Raw genomic sequence first — 18,317 nt, 5'->3', positions numbered from 1 at the left:
GCTCCGTCCGACACATCACAAACCACACAGAACCATTAACCATACAGACTACCGCTTATGAAAATCCTTCATAAACTCTTGTGGGCTTGCTGCCTCACGGCGAGCCTCACCGCCTGCAAGGACGACACCGACACCCTCCTTCCATCGGACGAGCTGCCGCCCCTGCCGACCGACATCATCACCGGCGACCGTGCCATGTGGGTCAGCTACGACCCGACACCGGACGCGGACGCCAACGCCACCACCGGCATCCACGGTGCCCTCGTCAGCTGGCGCATGCTGCCGACTGACCCGGCAAACACCGCCTTCGACCTCTACAAGTCCGTCAACGACGGGACGGAAACGAAGCTGAACGCCGCACCCATCGCCGATGCCTCCTGCTGGCTGGACGAGACCATCGACCCCGCACAGACCACGCGCTACCGCGTCACCCTTGCCAACCAGGCGGAGACGCTATGCGCCTACACCTTCACACCGCAACGCGCCAAGACGTTCTACTACCGGATTCCCGTCGACGACTCGCGGCTGCCCGACCCCTCGCTGACCTACACCATCGACGACATCCAGCCGGCAGACCTTGACGGCGACGGCGTCATGGAGCTGGTCGTGAAGCGCGAACCCTATGACGGCGCCAACCAGGGCGGCTGGCACAACGGCACCACCCTCCTGCAGGCATACAAGATGGACGGCACCCTCCTGTGGCAGATTGACCTGGGCATCAACATCCGCTCGGGCTCCCACTACACGTCCTACATCGTCTACGACTTCAACGGCGACGGGCTGCCCGAGATTGCCTTCCGCTCGTCAGAGGGAACGACCTTTGCCGACGGGAAGACCATCACCAACGCCGACGGCCGGGTGCATGACTACCGCATCCGCGAAAGCAACGGGGCGGGCTGGGCTTCGGGCGCTTCGCTCCCGACAACCTGCGGACTCGTCTTTGACGGACCGGAGTACATCTCCGTCTGCCGGGCGTTCGACGGACGGGAGATAGCACGTACCGACAACATCGCCCGCGGCGGAAGCGGCTCGAAGAAGGACCGCGCCCAACACTGGATTGACTATTGGGGCGATGACTACGGCAACCGCATGGACCGCTTCTTCATCGGCGTCGCCTACCTCGACGGCATCCCCGACCCATCCACCGGCGTCCGCACGACCAACCCCAGCCTCATCATCTCGCGCGGCATCTACAAGAACTGGCAGGTCCGCGCCCTCGACCTGCGGGAGGACGGCCTGCAGACACGCTGGACCTTCGACACCGCCGAACACAGCGACAAGTGGCTCGCTATGTGCTCGCATGCCTTCCGCGTTGCCGACCTCGACGGGGACGGACGCGACGAGGTGCTCTACGGCTCTGCTGCCATCGACGACAACGGCAACGAGCTCTGGTGCACGGGCAACGGGCACGGCGACTGCCTGAGCGTGGGCAAATTCGTGAAGAACCGCGAGGGACTGCAAATCGTCGCTTCCTTCGAGGAGCCGGGGAACTATGCGGGACAAGGGCACGGCTATGCCTGCCAGGTGATTGACGCACGCGACGGCTCGCTCATCGCCGGACACGGAGCCGGGGACCACGGGGACGTCGGGCGCAGCATCGTGGCAGACATCGACCCCGACAGCCCGAACTTCGAATACTGGTCGTCCATCAACTCGGGGCTCTACAACTGCGCCGGTCCGTCGGACGCACCCGTCACTGCCGACCTGCCGAAGGGCATCGGCGGGGGGACGATGTACAACGCCGCCATCTACTGGAGCGGCGAGCTGACGCGTGACCTTTGGGACCGCGGACTCATCATGAGCTACCGGACGAACCCGCTCACGAAGCGCAACCGGCTGGTGAACTTCAGCACAGGCTACGGCAGCAACCAGGGTAACCACAGCACGAAGTACAACCCGTGCTACTACGGCGACTTCCTCGGCGACTGGCGCGAAGAGGTTATCCTGGGCTCCGAAGACAACAAGTCCATCCTGGTCTTTTCCACCAACTACCCGACGCACCACCGCTTCACCCACCTCATGGAGGACCACACCTATGACCTCTCGCAGGCCATGCAGAACATGGGGTACAACCAGCAGACGAACCTGGGCTTCTACCTGGGCGCCGACATGAACCGATAAAGTTGGCATTTTGTCAAAACGTCAAATGAATCGCCCGAGAAGGGCCTTCCTTGCACCGAAATACGAATCGGTGAGCGGGAAGGGCCTTCTCGGGCGATTTGCTGAATGCAGGTTGTCACCTTACCCTGCATTTTCCTTTCTTTTCTCTCTACGCACGCACACCTTCGCCATCCGGACGGTATGAAATCCTCCGGACAGACATCCAAACGAAAGTTGGGAAACACAAGCCCACTTCCGTCTAAAAATGAAAACAGGTAAAGAATGCAGACAAAACAGACCCTTCTTTTCGTACGGACGTGTCCGCACGGTGGTGCGGATGGGTCGGTACGGTGGTGCGGACGTGTCCGTACGACGGTGAAAAGGGGTAGACACCGCGATGGAAACGGAAGCAAACGGTCGTTTTTATGTGAATAAAATAAAAATACAGCCTCGTCCGGACGGCATTATCTTAAAATGTGTATTCAACTTCGCTCCAGAAGGGAGAAAATCACCAAAGTACGCGTCAGCTGAAAACGCCCAATCGGGAAAAAGAGACAGCCAAACGGGGATTTCCGTGTCAGAACGTCAGCGTCAGCAGGAGTCCCTTCCGCCCTCCAGCAGGCGGCAGAGCCGACGGACGAAATGCGCCCAGTCGTTCTCCGTCAGGAAGTCGCGGTAAGCCTCCATCGAGGCAGGCTCGTCGCCATGTGCCGCCAGCAGAGGGGCAAGGTCGTCGAACGAGCGGAAGGTATAGACCTTCAGGCGCGGCTCGCGTGCATAGTCCTTGAACGAGCCGGTGTCGGGCCCTACGACCTTCGCTCCGAACGCCAGCGAATCCATGAGGATGCCCGAACTGAGCACCGACGCGGCGTGGTAAGGCACCAGGACGAAGCGGCTCCGGTCTAGGTACGTCCGCAGCTCCTCGAACGAGGGGGCGTGGAAGCGGCAGTCGACGTTCGGCAGGCGGACCGCCTCAATCCGCCGTCGGAGCGACTCGTCCGAACAGCCACCCACGATGCACACACGGAAGGTCTGCGGACGGGCGGCGAGGTATTCCAGGAGTTCGAGCACGCCCTTGTACGCCGTGATGTGCCCCCACACGAGGTAGTCGCAGGCAGGCGGGACGTCGGCAGGGACACCCAGACGGTCCTTCGTCGGGTGATGGAGGAAGTGCGCCTTTGCCGCCTGACGGGGGAAGCGTTGGCGGACCAGCTCCACGCCGTCGGTGGCATGGGTGATGATGAGGTCCGCCCCGTGTGCTGCCAGTCGGGTGAGCAGTTCCTTCAGCCGACGGCGGCGCGGGTGATGGGGATGCTTGTTGTGCAGCATCCACACCACCTTCCTGCCCCGCAGCTTCAGCCACACGAACCACAGCACGGCAATGAACGTCTGGATGTATCCGTGACGGAAGTCGGGGATGCTCTCGAACCAGTTGAGGATGACGACGTCGCCCTGCCGTCCCGGCTTCAGGAGCGAGAGGAGCGGATTGCGGTGGGGCGGATTGACGACTTCCACGCCGGGCAGCGCGGAGAGTGCCTGCACCATGTCGTGGATGTAGGGGTTGGGGCGTGTGCCCGGACGGGGTTGCAGGTAGGGGAAGACGGTGACTTTCATAGGCGTGAGGCTGTGCAGTGGTAAGGGATGCCGCAGATGAGCGCGGCAACCTCGGAGAAGGAGCTGTAGTAGGAACCGATGATGCGCCGGGTACGGCTGAGCGTGAAGAAGTCGACGGCTCCCTCCTGCATGCCTGCCAGGCTGGAGCGGTCTGCCGGACGGTCGGACGTGAGGATGCGGTCGCCGAAGTGTGCACGCAGGGCACGCTTGTCCTCCTCGGAGTCGGATGCCACGAAGAAGAGTGTGTCCGCGTGCGCCGCTACCTCGCGCTCCATCTCCTCGATAAAGAGCGACAGGGGACTGCGGGCGATGGAGGCGGCGTTGTCCGTCCGTCGGATGTGTACCCCGACGGTGTGTGGCGTGAAGCGCGCGACGTAGGCGTCGACGAGCCGTCCGACGGTTTCATTCGGACGGAAGAGCTCGCCATAGAGGGCAGGGTCGGCAGGATAGAACGAGTGGCAGCTGCTGATGTACGTACGGCGGTGCTGCGCCATCCATCCGCCGAAGTCGAAGGCAGGTGCGTCCGCCGTCCAGGGTCCCTGTTCATGGAGACGTCCGTCGAACAGCAGCCGCTGGAACACGCCCGGCAACCGTGCGTTCCGTTTGCGCGGACGGTCATAGACCAGCGCGTCCAGCGCCGATGCCTCGTGCAGGCGGATGTCCGGTGCGTCGAGCGGAAGGCAGAGGTCGTCGAAGCGGCAGTTCAGCCCCGCGTCCTTGAACCAGTAGATGTGCAGTGTCTGTCCGTAGTCCCGTGCCAGCGCCACTCCCGAAGCGATGCTCCGCAGGCGGTTGGCGAGTCCTCCGATGGGTATGAGTGTCAGCATGAGTATATGAGTTTATCTGTTTGCAGGGATGGGTGTCTGTCCGCCTTTCACTGTTCCGGCGTGGTTGACCGACGGACGGGTCAACCGCTCCGTTCATCCCCGTCCCCCGCCCTTCAGCTTCCGCAGGTAGCCGAGGGTCTCGCGGAGCATCTCGGAACGCAGCGCATGGAGCGTCCCGACATAGAGCAGGGCGACGAAGGCTATCTTGCAGCCGAAGCGCAGGTAGACATTCCCGAGCGGTGCCACCACGAGGTGCACCACCCCGATGGCAGCAAGGGTCAGGGCGGCATAGGGCAGCAGGTCCCGGAACAGCAGTCCCGCCAGGCTGACGGGGATGCTCCGGCGGATGAAATAGAACCACACGAAGAACCAGGCGAAGTTGACCACGACGTAGTTGATGACCATCTGATAGATGCCCAGCGGAGCGGAGAAGTAGATGACCAGCAGCTGCACCACGTCGAGCGCAATCGTCCCGTACATGTAGACGCCGGAATGTCCGCGGCTGAGCAGCGTGTTCGTGCAGAGGTTGTTCAGCGGCGCGATGATGCCCCAGAGGCAGAACAGCTGCATGTAGGGGACGCTCGCCGCCCACTTGTCCGTCACGGTGATGGTGGTCAGCTCCGGCGCCACGAATGCCAGCCCGAGCATGCAGGGGCAGGTGACGTACGCCATGAAGCCCACGAGCTTGCGGAAGACCGCCTGCTGCCGTCCGGGCGTGTCGGCGACCTGTGCCAGGACCGACTGCGAGACGTTCGACATCATGCCCCACAGACTGGAGTATGCCATGTAGCCCCACTTACGTCCTTGCGAGTAGTAGCCTGCCTGCGCCTTGGAGTAGCGGATGCCGAGTATGAGGGTGAAGATGTTGTCGTTGACGACGTTGAACAGCCCCGTTATCAACAGCTTGCTGCTGAAGGGCAGCATGCGCCGGATGGGGGCTTTGGGGAAGCGGAACGAGGGACGCCAGGGGGAGTAGTGCCAGCGCAGAAGGACGCTCACGGCTCCCTGCACGACCATCTGGACTATGAGACTCCAGTAGGCCATGCCGCAGAGTGCCATCGTCACCGCAACGACGCACGACACGACGAACGCCGTGAGGTCGGCACGGGTCTTCTCCTTCATCATCAGCCGCTTGATGAGGATGGCGTTGTGCACCGTCCCCGTACAGCCGAAGAGGAACCACAGGAAGAGCACCCGGGCGCCTGCCGTCAGTTCGGGCGCGCCATAGAACTCGGCAATCCACGGTGCGGCAAGGAAGAAGAGGACGTACAGCCCCGCTCCCATCGAGCAGCTGAACCAGAAGACGGAGTTATAGTCTTCGTCGGTAGCATCCTTCTTGTTGATGAGTGCCGTGGTGAAGCCGCTGTCCTGAAGCAGGTTGGCCAGGGACGTAAAGATGAGCAGCATGCTGAACAGTCCGTAGTCGTGCGACGAGAGGATGCGTGCCAGCACGATGCCGAAGAACATGCTCGCCACCTGCTGGAGCGTATTGCTGAATCCGCCCCAGAAGAGTCCTTTTGCCGTCTTGTCTTTGAGTGAGTCCATAGGCTAGCGTTTCTTCTCCCAGTACCATTGCCGCAGGGAGGAAAGCGGACGCCCCGCGAAGGTGCGTGTGAGGAATTTCGAAAGGGGGGTGCGCGGCATGACGCGGTGGGGATTGCGGTCCGAGAGGCGGGAAGCCAGGAACGCCTGCCGTCCGAGGAGGGCGATGCGCTCCACATTCTCCCAGCGGATGCGCACCTGGTCGCGGCAACGGTAGAGGCAGACGTTGAACACGCACTGGTCGTGACGGTGTTCGCGGAAGAAGGGTGCCTCGTGCTTCCGCTCTTCTGCCGGCACATCGGTCACGAACTCGGGATGCTCGTCCATGAGCTGTCGCCAGTCGTCCACCAGCCGGACGCTCGCCCCGTTCTTCTTCAGCAGCAGGATGCCGCCCATCACCTGGTAGTACTCGCCCCAGTGCGGTTGCTCGGCGCGTGCATAGTCCAGCAGGCTGCGACGGCAGTAGAACTTGTTGCGGTAGCCCAGCCGGAAGGCGACGACACTCTTCGTCCGCAGGTCCCGGAAGAAGCGGTCCCATTCTGGCGACGGCTGCACGGAGCAGCCTGCATCAGCGTATACCAGGATGTCGCCCTCCTGCATCCAGCGCAGGCATGCCTGCAGAAGGCAGGGTTTCCAGTACCAGTATCCTCCCCCACGGGCATGACACATGAGCGGATGCCGCTTCACATCGTCGGGCAGGTCCGCCGGTCCGTACGTCCGGACGTCGTCGAAGATGCCGAGCGAACGGGCTTCCGCTGCGAGCCGCTGTGCGGAGCGGGTGTAGTTCTCGTCGCCGTAGGTGATGAAATACTTCATGCCGGTCACTTTGCGCTTCCGCCGTTCATGGCAGCATGCTCCTTGAGCAGTTCCTCGCGGATTTGCAGCGAGTTCCATTGCACATTGTGGGGCGTGAGGGCTGCCTTGAGGTGGACAGGTGCGATGCCTGCCGCCTTGGAACGTGAGAGGAAGTTGTAGATGTCGTCGCTGTTGAAATCACAGAATATCATCATCTCCTCGCCGAACGCCGGTCCGGCAGGGGTGTGGCGGAGCGGATAGCCGACGATGCCTGCCAGTGCGCCGATGGTTTCCAGATAGTCCGCGGGGGTAATGTCGCGGCACGAAACGGACAGGGAAGCACACACTTCGCGGATGCGCTTTCCCTTCTCATTGTTTAGGTTATAAAGCAATACTTCTTTCATAATGGTTGTGGGGAAACAAACAATTGACAAGGGACAACGGAAGGACGGTGCGCCCCCGTTGCCGATTGTCAATTGTCAGGGATTAAATCATTTCACTTCGCTGCCCGGCTTCACTTCGCGCATCGGGCCAATCACGGAGAGGCTGCCGTCGAAGTTCTCGGCAGAAAGAATCATGCCCTCCGACACGATACCTTTCAGCTTGCGCGGCGGCAGGTTGGCGATGAAGCACACCTGGCGTCCCACGAGTTCCTCAGGCTTGTAGTGCTGTGCGATACCGGAGACGATGGTGCGGTTCTCCAGTCCGTCGGCAATCTTGAATTGCAGGAGCTTGTCAGCCTTGGGCACCTTGGTGCACTCGAGCACCGTACCCACGCGGATGTCCAGCTTCAGGAAGTCGTCGAACTCAATGTTCGGACGGATGGGGTTCGCCTTGTAGCTGGCTTCCTCGTTTGCCTTCTTGGTCGCTTCGAGCTTTTCCACCTGTGCGGCAATGACTTCGTCGTCAATCTTCTCGAAGAGCAGTTCGGGCTTGCCCAGCTGATGACCGGCAGGGAGCAGGTCCGTATGTCCCAGCTGGTTCCAGTCGAAGCTGTCCATGCAGAGCATCTTGCGCAGCTTCTCCGAGCTGAAGGGCAGGAAGGGTTCGAAGGCGATGGCGAGGTTGGCAACCAGCTGGAGGGCGATGTTCAGAATCGTTGCCACGCGCGGCATGTCGGTCTTGGCAAGCTTCCACGGCTCGGTGTCAGCCAGGTACTTGTTTCCGATGCGTGCCAGGTTCATGGCTTCCTTCTGCGCATCGCGGAACTTGAAGACGTCAAGCAGACGCTCCACCTGCGTCTTCACGTCGGCGAACTCGCGCAAGGTCTCCTTGTCGTAGTCGGTCAGTTCGCCGCACTCGGGTACACGTCCGTCGAAGTATTTCTGCGTCAGCACCAGTGCCCGGTTGACGAAGTTGCCGTAGACGGCGACCAGCTCGTTGTTGTTGCGTGCCTGGAAGTCCTTCCAGGTGAAGTCGTTGTCCTTGGTCTCGGGAGCATTGGCGGTGAGCACGTAACGCAGCACGTCCTGCTTGCCGGGGAAGTCCACCAGGTACTCGTGGAGCCAAACCGCCCAGTTGCGCGAGGTCGATATCTTGTCGCCTTCGAGGTTGAGGAACTCGTTGGCAGGCACGTTGTCGGGCAGGATGTAGCTTCCCTCCGCCTTCAGCATGGCGGGGAAGACGATGCAGTGGAACACGATGTTGTCCTTGCCGATGAAGTGAATCAGGCGTGTCTCGGGGTCCTTCCACCATTTCTCCCACGAGTCGGGCAGAAGCTCCTTCGTGTTGGAGATGTAGCCGATGGGCGCGTCAAACCACACATAGAGCACCTTGCCTTCGGCTCCCTCCACGGGAACAGGGATACCCCAGTCCAGGTCGCGGCTTACGGCACGCGGCTGCAGACCCATGTCAAGCCAGCTCTTGCACTGTCCGTACACGTTCGGACGCCATTCCTTGTGGTCTTCCAGAATCCATTGACGGAGCCATGCCTCGTGCTTGTCGAGCGGAAGGTACCAGTGCTTCGTCTCGCGCATCACGGGCTTGCTGCCGCTGATGGCGCTCTTCGGGTTGATGAGTTCGGTAGGCGAAAGGGAGGTGCCGCACTTCTCGCACTGGTCGCCGTAAGCGCCCTCGGCATGGCAGTGCGGGCACTCGCCGGTGATGTAGCGGTCGGCAAGGAAGGTCTTCGCCTCCTCGTCGTAATACTGCATGCTGGTCTTCTCGATGAATTCGCCTTTATCGTAAAGCGTACGGAAAAAGTCGGAAGCCATCTGGTGATGGGTTGCCGACGAAGTGCGCGAGTACACATCGAACGATATGCCAAATTCCTCGAACGACTTCTTGATGAGGTTGTGGTAACGGTCAACAATATCTTGTGGGGTAACGCCCTCCTTGCGTGCCCGGATGGTGATGGGCACTCCGTGTTCGTCAGACCCGCCGATGAAGAGTACATCTTCCTTCTTCAGGCGCAAGTAACGCACGTAGATGTCGGCAGGAACATACACACCGGCAAGGTGGCCAATGTGTACAGGACCGTTGGCGTAGGGCAACGCCGAAGTGACGGTTGTTCGTTTGAATTTCTTTTCCATGTAGTATGTTGATGTAGCTTTTATGTGATATCCTTTCGTAAGATGTTGCAAATTTAGACAAAAAGCATGATTCCCGTGTCATTGGAGGGAAAAAGAAGCCCGGCAGGCGACAGAAGGGAACAAAAATTGTCCGTCCGCCGCCCTCCGGTTGTCAAGATACGTTGTATCTTTGTCCCACTGACAGAAACTTAAAGACCTATTACGTATGAAACACGTCTTACTGGGCATGATTGCCCTGATGGCAACCGCAGGGACGGTCCGGGCACAGCAACCGGCAGACTCCCTGCGCTATGAGATTGTGAACAACATGCCGCTGTTCTACCAGCAGATGAAGGAGCAGCTCACCTACCCGATGGCTTGGGGCAACGCGCCTGAAACCGATTTCGGACAGTGGCGCACGAAGGCACGCGAGACCGTGACGGAATGCCTCCGGAACCTTCCGCCTGCCCCACAGGACTATGCCGTGCAGACCGTGGCGACGGAGCAGCGCGAGGGCTATGAGGTACGCAAAATCACATTCAACATCTCGGCATGGAGCCGTGTCCCTGCCTACCTGCTGGTGCCTGACGGTGCCGAGGGCAAGCGGCTGCCTGCCGTCGTGATGCTCCACGACCACGGTGCACACTTCACCATCGGCAAGGAGAAGATGGTGCGCCCCTTCGGCGTGAGCAAGGAGGTGCTGGCGGATGCGGACGACTGGGCGGTGCGCTGCTACGACGGACAGTATACGGCGGACTACTTTGCAGCCAACGGCTTCGTCGTCCTCTGCGTGGACGCGCTCTTCTGGGGCGAGCGGGGATGCAAGGAGGGCTTCGACTACGACCGTCAGCAGGCAGTGGCAAGCAACTTCCTGCAAATGGGAAGCTCGTGGGGCGCCTGCATCAACATGGACGATGTGCGCAGTGCCGAACTCCTGGCCTCCCTGCCTTACGTCGACCCGGACCGCATTGGCTGCCTGGGCTTCTCCATGGGGGCTTACCGCTCGTGGATACTCGCCGCACTGACCGATGTCGTGAAGGCGTCAGCGTCCGTCTGCTGGATGAACACGACCGAGCACCTGATGACCCTCACCAACAACCAGAACAAGGGCGGCTCCGCCTACTCGATGCTCATCCCCGGACTGCGCCGCTACCTCGACTATCCGCATGTGGCATCCATCGCCTGTCCCAAGCCGACGCTCTTCTTCAACGGACGGAAGGACAAGCTCTTCCCGGTGGCTGGCGTGGAAGATGCCTACCGCACGATGCACCGCGTATGGGAGTCACAGGGTGTCCCCGAACGTCTGGTCACCAAGCTGTGGGACGGCCCGCACTTCTTCAGCCGGGACATGCAGCGCGAGACGCTGGAGTTCTTCAAGAAGTGGCTGTAAGTGAACCGATACAACAATCCCCGGACAATCGCATGACGGACTGTCCGGGGATTTTTTATGACGGGACGGCTCGCGGGGAGCGCGCTTATTTCCGCAAGAGGGTCATCGTGTCGGTGGCAATCATCAGCTCTTCGTCGGTCGGGATGACAACCACTTTCACTTTCGAATCCGGGGTAGAGATGACTGCTTCCTCGCCGTGGATGGTCTTGTTCAGTTCCTTGTCGAGCTTCACACCCATGAACTCCAGACCTTCGCAGGCACGTTCGCGGCTGTCGTCCTTGTTCTCGCCGACACCACCGGTGAACACGATTACGTCAACACCGCCCAGGGCAGCTGCGTACGTACCGATGTACTTCTTGATGCGGTAGTAGTACATCGTCTGTGCCAGGTTCGCCTTCGCATTGCCTGCGTCGACAGCTGCCTGAATCTCGCGCATGTCGGACGATACGCCGGAGACACCCAGCAAACCGGACTTCTTGTTGAGCAGGTTCGACACGCCCGTTGCGTTCAGACCTTCCTTCTCCATGATGAAAGTCACGGCACCGGCATCGATGTCGCCGCTGCGTGTACCCATCATCAGTCCTTCGAGCGGTGTCAGACCCATGCTGGTGTCGATGCACTTGCCGTCCTTGATGGCAGAGACAGAGCCGCCGTTACCCACGTGGCAAGTGATGATGCGGGTGCCTTCAGGCTGGATGCCCAGGAACTCACACACGCGCTTCGACACGTAGCGGTGGGAAGTCCCGTGGAAGCCGTAGCGACGGATTCCGTACTTCTCATACAGCTCGTAGGGGATGGCGTACATGTAGGCGTAGTCAGGCATGGTCTGGTGGAAGGCAGTGTCGAACACGCCGACCTGAGGCAGACCCGGAAGGAGGGCGGATACGGCAGCCACACCCTTCAGGTTGGCAGGATTATGCAGCGGGGCAAGGTCGTTGCAGGCAGTGATGGCATCGAGGGCTTCCTTGTTGAGGATGACCGACTCGCTGAAGCGTTCGCCGCCGTGCACGATGCGGTGACCTACGGCATCAAGCTCCTTGAGCGACTTCAGGGCGCCGTATTGCTCGCTGGTCAGTGTCTGGAAGATGAACTCCACACCTACCGTATGTTCGGGGATGTCCTTGTTGAGGATGACTTTCTCGCCATTGGGGAGGGTCAGCTTCAGGAACGAGCCTTTCAGACCAATCTTCTCGATACCGCCCTGTGCGAGAATCTCTTTGGTAGTCATGTCAAACAGCTTGTATTTGATGGACGAACTACCGCAGTTCAATACTAATATCTTCATTGGGTTTCGGGGATTTAAGTTTGTGGGTTTATACATGCAGAAGCGGACGAGCGGATGAGTCCTCGCGGAACTCACCGGCTCACCCGCTAAACTCTTACGCCTTCTTGGCAGCGATGGCCTGGTTGGCGGTGATGGCAATCATCTTGTAGACATCGTCCACGGAGCAGCCGCGTGACAGGTCGTTCACCGGACGGGCGATACCCTGAAGGATCGGACCGATGGCATCGGCGTTGCCCAGGCGTTGAACCAGCTTGTAGGCGATGTTACCCACTTCGAGGTTCGGGAATACGAGGACGTTTGCCTTGCCGGCAATCTCCGAACCCGGAGCCTTGCTGGCACCTACCGACGGAACGAGGGCGGCATCAGCCTGCAGTTCGCCGTCAATCTTCAACGTCGGGTCGAGCTTCTTTGCCAGACCGAGTGCCTCAACCACCTTGTCGACCACTTCGTGCTTGGCAGAACCTTTGGTCGAGAAGCTCAACATGGCAACGCGCGGGTCTTCGAAGCCTGCGACAGCCTGAGCCGTACGGGCGGTGCAGACTGCAATCTGCGACAGCTGGTCGGCATCGGGAGCCGGAGTCACAGCCACGTCGCCTACTACCAATACACCGTTCTCGCCGTATTGCGGAGTCTTCGTGATGAGCAGCATGGCGCCGGATACGCAGGTGATGCCCGGAGCGGTCTTGATAATCTGGAGAGCCGGACGGAGCACGTTACCCGTGGTGTTGCGGGCACCGGCAAGCTGGCCGTCGGCATCGCCGGACTTGATGATGAGGCAGCCCAGGTAGAGCGGGTCAAGCACCAGCTTCCGAGCCTCCTCGATGGTCATGCCTTTCTTCTTGCGGAGTTCGCAGAGCAGTTGGGCATACTCTTCCTTCTTCGGATGGTTCTCAGGGTCGATAATCGTGGCTTTGTCGATGTTTTTCAAGCCCAGTTTGTCAGCGAGGGCCTTGATTTCAGCAGGGTTTCCCAGGATGATGAGATTGGCTACACCGTCTGCCAGCGCACGGTCGGCAGCAGTCAGGGTACGTTCTTCAGTTCCTTCCGGAAGAACGATGCGTTGCGGGTTGGCTTTCGCACGCGCAACTATTTCACTGATTAAATCCATGATGGTATGTATTAAAAGTTGTTCTCTTACACATGAATGTTGTTTCGATGACGCAAAATTACTCAATTATTGCCATATCAAGATGTCAATACGCACTCATTTTTTGCCCGGCGGAAGCAAATATCTTATGTTTGATAACACTTTTTTCGCCCTTCTGCCTACCTTTGCGCATTCTGATGCTTTAAGATGAACGACCGAATATGATTGCTTTCAACGAGATTTCCCTCTCCGACCGGGAGAGGGTGTTGCGGTACACACTGACGAGTACCCGACGGAACTGCGACCTGTCCTTCTCCAACCTCTACAGCTGGCGGTTCCTGTACCAGACCCAACTGGCTGAGAAGGACGGATTCCTGTTAATTAAATTCCGAGTCGACGGACATGCGTGCTACATGATGCCCGTGGGCGACGGCGACCTGCGGGCGGTCCTGCACGACCTGAAGGAGGATGCCGAAGCCGAGGGAGAGACCTTCCGCATGATGGGCGTATGCTCGCACATGCGTGCCGACCTGGAGGAAGCCGCACCCGACTGCTTCCGCTTCACTGCCGACCGCGACTACTATGACTACATCTACCTGCGCACCGACCTTGCCACGCTGAAGGGCAAACGCTACCAGCCCAAGCGCAACCACATCAACAAGTTCCTGCGCACCTACCCCGACTATCAGTACCTTCCGCTGGACGCCACCCTCGTGCCGGAGTGCCTGGAGCTTGCCGACCGCTGGTGCCGCCTGAACGAGACCACGGAAGAGGAGCGCCGGGAGCTGGAGGACGAACACCGCTCGCTGACCGACGCCCTGAACCACTTCGACGAGCTCGGGTTGCTGGGCGGCGTGCTCCATGTCGGCGGACGCATCGTGGCGTTCACCTTCGGCGCGCCCATCAACGCCAACACGTTCGATGTCTGTGTGGAGAAGGCGGACGTCGACATCGAGGGTTCGTACACCATGATTAACTACGAGTTTGCCAACCACATCCCCGAACAGTACTTCTTCATCAACCGCGAGGAGGACCTGGGGCTGGAAGGCCTGCGCAAGGCAAAGCTTTCCTACTACCCCGAGGTGCTCCTGGAAAAATGGATTGCCGTATGCACGAAATGACTTCCGCTGACCTGAAAAGCTCCGTGCGCCACCTGTGGGAGCTGTGCTTCCGCGACACGCCGGAGTTCATCGACCTCTACTTCCGCCTGCGCTACCGCGACGCGCTCAACGAGGCAATCCTCCGCGACGGGCAGGTGGTGTCCGCCCTTCAGCTCATCCCCTACGAGCTGCAGACGTGGGGAGCCCGCCTTCCGCTCGCCTACCTCTCAGGGGTCTGCACCCATCCGCAGGCACGGAGACAGGGGCTCATGCGCCGTCTGCTCAGACAGACGCACCGGCGGCTGTATGCCGAGGGCTGCCCCGTCAGTTCCCTGATTCCCGCCGAGCCGTGGCTCTTCGACTGCTATGCGACGTCGGGCTATGCACCGCTGTTCGTCTATGACTGGCGCCGGCTCTCCATCGCGCCGGGGGACGACACCGTGACGGTCAGCGAATACCGGGAAGACAGTCGGGACGTGTACGCCTACTTCAGCCGGAAGATGGCGGAACGTCCCTGCTGCGTCCTGCACTCCGAGGAGGACTTCGGCGTGGTGCTCGCCGACCTCTACCTGAGCGAAGGCAGCCTCTGGGTAGCCCGCCGCGACGGGACGGTGACGGGACTTGCCTTCTGTGTTCCCACACCGGACGTCTGCCGCATCGGCGAGTGCCTTGCCGACACGCCTGCCGTGGCACGGACGCTGGTCAACCGGGCTTGCGAACACACGTTCATGCAGGAGACGGAATGCCTGCATCCCGTGGCTCCCGACGAGGCGGGGCGTCCGCTGGGCATGCTGCGCATCATCCGCGTGGCAGACGTCCTGGCGCTCCATGCACGGACGCACCCCGACACGGAAGCCTGCTGGCGCATCTCCGACCCGGACATCCCCGAAAACAACGTCTGCGTCCGCCTCTCGCAGGGCACAGCCACTCCGGCTGCTCCGGACGAGGGCATCCCCACAGGCATCGGCGAACTTGCCGCCCGGCTGTGGAGCGACGAACGCCCCTACATGAGCCTGATGCTGAACTGACACCCCACCGAATCACAAACATAAACCATCAAACCATGAGACACCTGTACAACAAACTACGACTGTTCCGGTCCCTCCGCACGAAGATGCTGCTGGCAGGAGCCTTGCTGCTGGCTTCGTCAGCCGACGGACAAACCATCCGCTCCTTCCGTCAGGAGAACCGGAGCCTCATCTGCCACACCGACAGCGGGACGCTCTGCCTCCTGCCGATGGCGGACAACGCCGTGCGCGTCCAATTCGTCAAGGAACCGGTCCATGACTTGCCGGAGTGGATTTACATCAACCGGCAGACGCCGGACTTCCGTGTGGAAGAGCACGGAGAGACCCTGACCCTCACCCTCCCACGCCTCACCGTGACGGTCGACAAGCCGAGCGGACGCCTCGCCTACTTCTCGTCCGCGGGTGAGACACTCCTGCGCGAGGAAGGACGACACCTGCTCCCTGCCCGGGTACAGGACGAGAAGACCTACGAAGCGCAACAGACATTCCGCTCCCCGGCGGACGAATACCTCTACGGACTGGGACAGTTCCAGGACGGACAGCTCAACGTCCGCGGACTGACGCGCCGGCTGACGCAGGTCAACACCCAGATAGCCATCCCCTTCATCCTCTCGAACAAAGGCTACGGACTGCTGTGGAACAACTACGGTCTGACGGACTTCAACCCTGCCGACGGACGGCTCACCCTGGCTCCGGAAGGTGCGTCGGGCGAGAAGACGGTGGTCGACGTGACCTCCACCGAAGGCGGCAAGCAGGAAGTACGCGAAGGGGCTGCCTTCACCGCCACATGGACCGTCCCGCAAAAGGGACGCTACGCCCTGCTGCTCGATGTCGGGCGGACGATGGCGCGACGGCATCAGCTGGAAATCGACGGGAAGGTGCTGGTGGACATACGGAACACGTGGCTGCCTCCCACCACCTCGCTGATCGTGGAACTGGATGCCGGAACCCACTCCGTACGCGCCCTGCTGGAGAAAGACGACCGCCCTACCTTATATTATAAGCCCGTGGACGACCGGACCGTCTTCCGCTCGCCCGTCGCCGACGCGGTGGACTACACCCTCTTTGCCGGAACGCCCGACGAGGTCATCGCCGGATACCGCACCCTGACGGGCGGCGTTCCCCTGATGCCGGACTGGGCACTGGGCTACATCCACTGCCGCGAACGCTTCCATTCGCAGGAGGAGATTCTCGCGACGGCAAACCGCTTCCGCGCCGAACGGCTGCCCGTGGATGTCATCGTGCAGGACTGGCAGTACTGGGGCAAATACGGCTGGAACGCCATGCGTTTCGACGAGGAACACTATCCCGACCCGGCGGCACTGGTACGGGACCTGCACGCCCGCGACCTGCGCTTCATGGTCTCGGTGTGGTCCAAGGTCGACCCGCAGTCGGAAGTCGGGCAACGGCTCACCGACAAGGGCTACTACATCCCCGGCACGTCGTGGGTCGACTTCTTCAACCCGCATGCCGCCGCCTGCTACTGGCAGGAGTTCTCCTCCCGTCTGCTACGCCCCTACGGCATCGACGCCTGGTGGCAGGACGCCACCGAACCGGAGAACGACGACCTCGTGGGACGGCGCATCGCCGGAGACAGCCTGCCCGGCGAACTGCTGCGCAACGTCTACCCGCTGCTGGTCACACGGACGGTCTATGAAGGGTCGCGCCACGACGTGCCCGACAAACGGACGATGATTCTGACCCGCAGCGGCTTTCCCGGCATGCAACGTTACGCCGCCGCCACCTGGTCGGGCGACGTGGGGCATGACTGGGACACCTTCCGTCGGCAACTCACCGCGGGACTGGGCATGATGGCGTCGGGACTGCCCTGGTGGACGTACGATGCCGGAGGCTTCTTCCGCCCCGCCAACCAATACGCCGACGCGGCATACCGGGAGTGCTTCCTGCGCTGGTTGCAGACGTCGGTCTTCCTTCCCCTGATGCGCGTCCACGGCTACATGACGGACACGGAGTTCTGGAACTACGGACCCGAGGTAACCCGTCAGGCACGCGCCGCACTTGCCGTCCGCTACCGCCTCTTCCCCTACCTGTATGCCGGAGCGGCGGACATCACCTTCCGCCACGGCACGCTGATGCGTCCGCTCGTGATGGACTTCCCGCACGACACGCTCGCCCTGCGTCAGACCACCGAATACATGTTCGGCAGCGCCCTGCTGGTGGCTCCCGTGACCGCTCCCGGGCTGTCTGTCACCGACGTCTACCTTCCTGCCACGCCCGGCGGCTGGTATGACTTCTGGACGGGTCTCCCGACGGACGGCGACGGCATCCGGACCCTCCCCGTCAGTCCGGAGCACATCCCCGTGTTCGTCCGTGCAGGCAGCATCCTTCCCTTGGCGGAAGGGGAGCTCCAGTCGACCGTCGAGGCACGTCGCGCGGACTGGGAGATACACATCTATGCCGGCGCGGACGGCAGCTTCACGCTCTACGAGGACGAGGGCACGAACTACCGCTACGAGCAGGGCGCCTGTGCCACCGTCCGCCTGACGTGGGATGATGCCCGGCGGACGCTGACGCTGCATCCGCGTCAGGGCAGCTTCGAAGGCATGCGGACGGAACGCCCCATCCGCCTCATCCTGCACGACAGGGGGCAACAGCCCGTCACCCGTCCGGTGACCTACGACGGACGTGCCGTGACGGTGAGCTGGTAAAGCAAACACGCGGACGAAAGGGATCTCCACTTCCCCTTCGTCCGCGTTTCCTTTTTCACACCCTTCTCCGGGGTTCAGCGGACGCCCCGCCTGCCGACATCCCTGTCTCTTATACACATCTGACGCTGCCGACGATCTTACGCGTGTAGATCTCGANCCTGCCGACATCCCCCGCCTTCTCCCCTCCCCGTTCCCGGAAATGCCGTTTCTTTCGCCCCGCAATTCCTTTTGGCGCTGGATACGTCGTATCCTTTAACAAATAATTTACTTTGAAGCTAGATACGTCGTATCCTTTAACAAATAATTCATTTTGAAGCTGGATACGTCGTATCTTCCACCAAATAATTCATTTTGACGCTGGATACGACGT

Annotated in this window: 13 protein-coding genes; 5 read left to right on the top strand and 8 right to left on the bottom strand. The window is 60.9% G+C overall.

Annotated elements, in window-relative coordinates; translation table 11 throughout:
- Positions 1-57: 57 nt before the first annotated feature.
- On the top strand, positions 58-2,121 hold the full coding sequence (locus C8275_RS05180) for a hypothetical protein (RefSeq protein ID WP_106484368.1): 2,064 nt from the start codon (positions 58-60) through the stop codon (positions 2,119-2,121).
- A gap of 570 nt (positions 2,122-2,691) precedes the next feature.
- On the opposite strand, the gene C8275_RS05175 is transcribed toward C8275_RS05180, so the two are convergent.
- The 6 genes from C8275_RS05175 to metG all read right to left on the bottom strand — a co-directional run bounded on the left by C8275_RS05175 (position 2,692) and on the right by metG (position 9,409).
- Positions 2,692-3,714, bottom strand: a complete 1,023-nt coding sequence (locus C8275_RS05175) for an exopolysaccharide biosynthesis protein (RefSeq protein ID WP_106484367.1) — start codon at positions 3,712-3,714, stop codon at positions 2,692-2,694.
- Complete coding sequence (locus tag C8275_RS05170) at positions 3,711-4,541, bottom strand: glycosyl transferase (protein ID WP_106484366.1); 831 nt, start codon at positions 4,539-4,541, stop codon at positions 3,711-3,713. Before C8275_RS05170 ends, C8275_RS05175 begins: the two co-directional genes overlap by 4 nt.
- Before the next feature lie 93 nt (positions 4,542-4,634).
- Positions 4,635-6,086 carry a lipopolysaccharide biosynthesis protein gene (locus C8275_RS05165; protein ID WP_106484365.1) on the bottom strand — a complete coding sequence of 484 codons (1,452 nt, stop codon included), beginning with the start codon at positions 6,084-6,086 and terminating at the stop codon, positions 4,635-4,637.
- Positions 6,087-6,089: 3 nt separating this feature from the next.
- Positions 6,090-6,899: a hypothetical protein gene (locus C8275_RS05160; RefSeq protein WP_157948180.1), complete on the bottom strand. Its 810-nt coding sequence runs from the start codon at positions 6,897-6,899 to the stop codon at positions 6,090-6,092.
- A 5-nt stretch (positions 6,900-6,904) separates the two neighbouring features.
- A complete protein-coding gene (locus C8275_RS05155) occupies positions 6,905-7,282 on the bottom strand; it encodes a DUF3783 domain-containing protein (protein WP_106484363.1) in 378 nt (125 codons plus the stop codon).
- 87 nt (positions 7,283-7,369) lie between these two features.
- Complete coding sequence (gene metG / locus C8275_RS05150) at positions 7,370-9,409, bottom strand: methionine--tRNA ligase (protein ID WP_106484362.1); 2,040 nt, start codon at positions 9,407-9,409, stop codon at positions 7,370-7,372.
- Between the two features lie 205 nt (positions 9,410-9,614).
- On the opposite strand from metG, the gene C8275_RS05145 reads away from it, so the two are divergent.
- Complete coding sequence (locus C8275_RS05145) at positions 9,615-10,778, top strand: dienelactone hydrolase family protein (RefSeq protein ID WP_106484361.1); 1,164 nt, start codon at positions 9,615-9,617, stop codon at positions 10,776-10,778.
- 85 nt (positions 10,779-10,863) lie between these two features.
- Here C8275_RS05145 and C8275_RS05140 read toward each other — a convergent pair whose 3' ends face one another.
- Both C8275_RS05140 and pta read right to left on the bottom strand, forming a co-directional pair.
- On the bottom strand, positions 10,864-12,063 hold the full coding sequence (locus C8275_RS05140; RefSeq protein WP_106484360.1) for an acetate kinase: 1,200 nt from the start codon (positions 12,061-12,063) through the stop codon (positions 10,864-10,866).
- A gap of 94 nt (positions 12,064-12,157) precedes the next feature.
- On the bottom strand, positions 12,158-13,171 hold the full coding sequence (gene pta / locus C8275_RS05135; protein ID WP_106484359.1) for a phosphate acetyltransferase: 1,014 nt from the start codon (positions 13,169-13,171) through the stop codon (positions 12,158-12,160).
- Between the two features lie 200 nt (positions 13,172-13,371).
- Between pta and C8275_RS05130 the strand changes: the two genes are divergently transcribed.
- From C8275_RS05130 to C8275_RS05120, 3 genes are read left to right on the top strand one after another with little or no spacing between them, the layout of a single operon-like run.
- Complete coding sequence (locus tag C8275_RS05130; protein WP_106484358.1) at positions 13,372-14,271, top strand: DUF2156 domain-containing protein; 900 nt, start codon at positions 13,372-13,374, stop codon at positions 14,269-14,271.
- On the top strand, positions 14,259-15,278 hold the full coding sequence (locus C8275_RS05125; protein ID WP_157948179.1) for a GNAT family N-acetyltransferase: 1,020 nt from the start codon (positions 14,259-14,261) through the stop codon (positions 15,276-15,278). Before C8275_RS05130 ends, C8275_RS05125 begins: the two co-directional genes overlap by 13 nt.
- Positions 15,279-15,313: 35 nt before the next feature.
- Positions 15,314-17,947, top strand: a complete 2,634-nt coding sequence (locus C8275_RS05120) for a TIM-barrel domain-containing protein (protein WP_234395707.1) — start codon at positions 15,314-15,316, stop codon at positions 17,945-17,947.
- Positions 17,948-18,317: the final 370 nt, after the last annotated feature.

This window comes from Bacteroides sp. Marseille-P3684, assembly GCF_900291465.1.
Lineage (GTDB): Bacteria > Bacteroidota > Bacteroidia > Bacteroidales > Bacteroidaceae > Phocaeicola_A.
Note: the sequence above shows the minus strand (reverse complement) of the source record. Positions and strands in the feature narration are given on the sequence as shown.

Bases quoted from the DNA above. Each gene is read 5' to 3' on its own strand.
- C8275_RS05180 (WP_106484368.1), top strand. From the start codon at position 58: ATGAAAATCCTTCATAAACTCTTGTGGGCTTGCTGCCTCACGGCGAGC.
- C8275_RS05175 (WP_106484367.1), bottom strand. From the start codon at position 3,714: ATGAAAGTCACCGTCTTCCCCTACCTGCAACCCCGTCCGGGCACACGC.
- C8275_RS05170 (WP_106484366.1), bottom strand. From the start codon at position 4,541: ATGCTGACACTCATACCCATCGGAGGACTCGCCAACCGCCTGCGGAGC.
- C8275_RS05165 (WP_106484365.1), bottom strand. From the start codon at position 6,086: ATGGACTCACTCAAAGACAAGACGGCAAAAGGACTCTTCTGGGGCGGA.
- C8275_RS05160 (WP_157948180.1), bottom strand. From the start codon at position 6,899: ATGAAGTATTTCATCACCTACGGCGACGAGAACTACACCCGCTCCGCA.
- C8275_RS05155 (WP_106484363.1), bottom strand. From the start codon at position 7,282: ATGAAAGAAGTATTGCTTTATAACCTAAACAATGAGAAGGGAAAGCGC.
- metG (WP_106484362.1), bottom strand. From the start codon at position 9,409: ATGGAAAAGAAATTCAAACGAACAACCGTCACTTCGGCGTTGCCCTAC.
- C8275_RS05145 (WP_106484361.1), top strand. From the start codon at position 9,615: ATGAAACACGTCTTACTGGGCATGATTGCCCTGATGGCAACCGCAGGG.
- C8275_RS05140 (WP_106484360.1), bottom strand. From the start codon at position 12,063: ATGAAGATATTAGTATTGAACTGCGGTAGTTCGTCCATCAAATACAAG.
- pta (WP_106484359.1), bottom strand. From the start codon at position 13,171: ATGGATTTAATCAGTGAAATAGTTGCGCGTGCGAAAGCCAACCCGCAA.
- C8275_RS05130 (WP_106484358.1), top strand. From the start codon at position 13,372: ATGATTGCTTTCAACGAGATTTCCCTCTCCGACCGGGAGAGGGTGTTG.
- C8275_RS05125 (WP_157948179.1), top strand. From the start codon at position 14,259: ATGCACGAAATGACTTCCGCTGACCTGAAAAGCTCCGTGCGCCACCTG.
- C8275_RS05120 (WP_234395707.1), top strand. From the start codon at position 15,314: ATGAGACACCTGTACAACAAACTACGACTGTTCCGGTCCCTCCGCACG.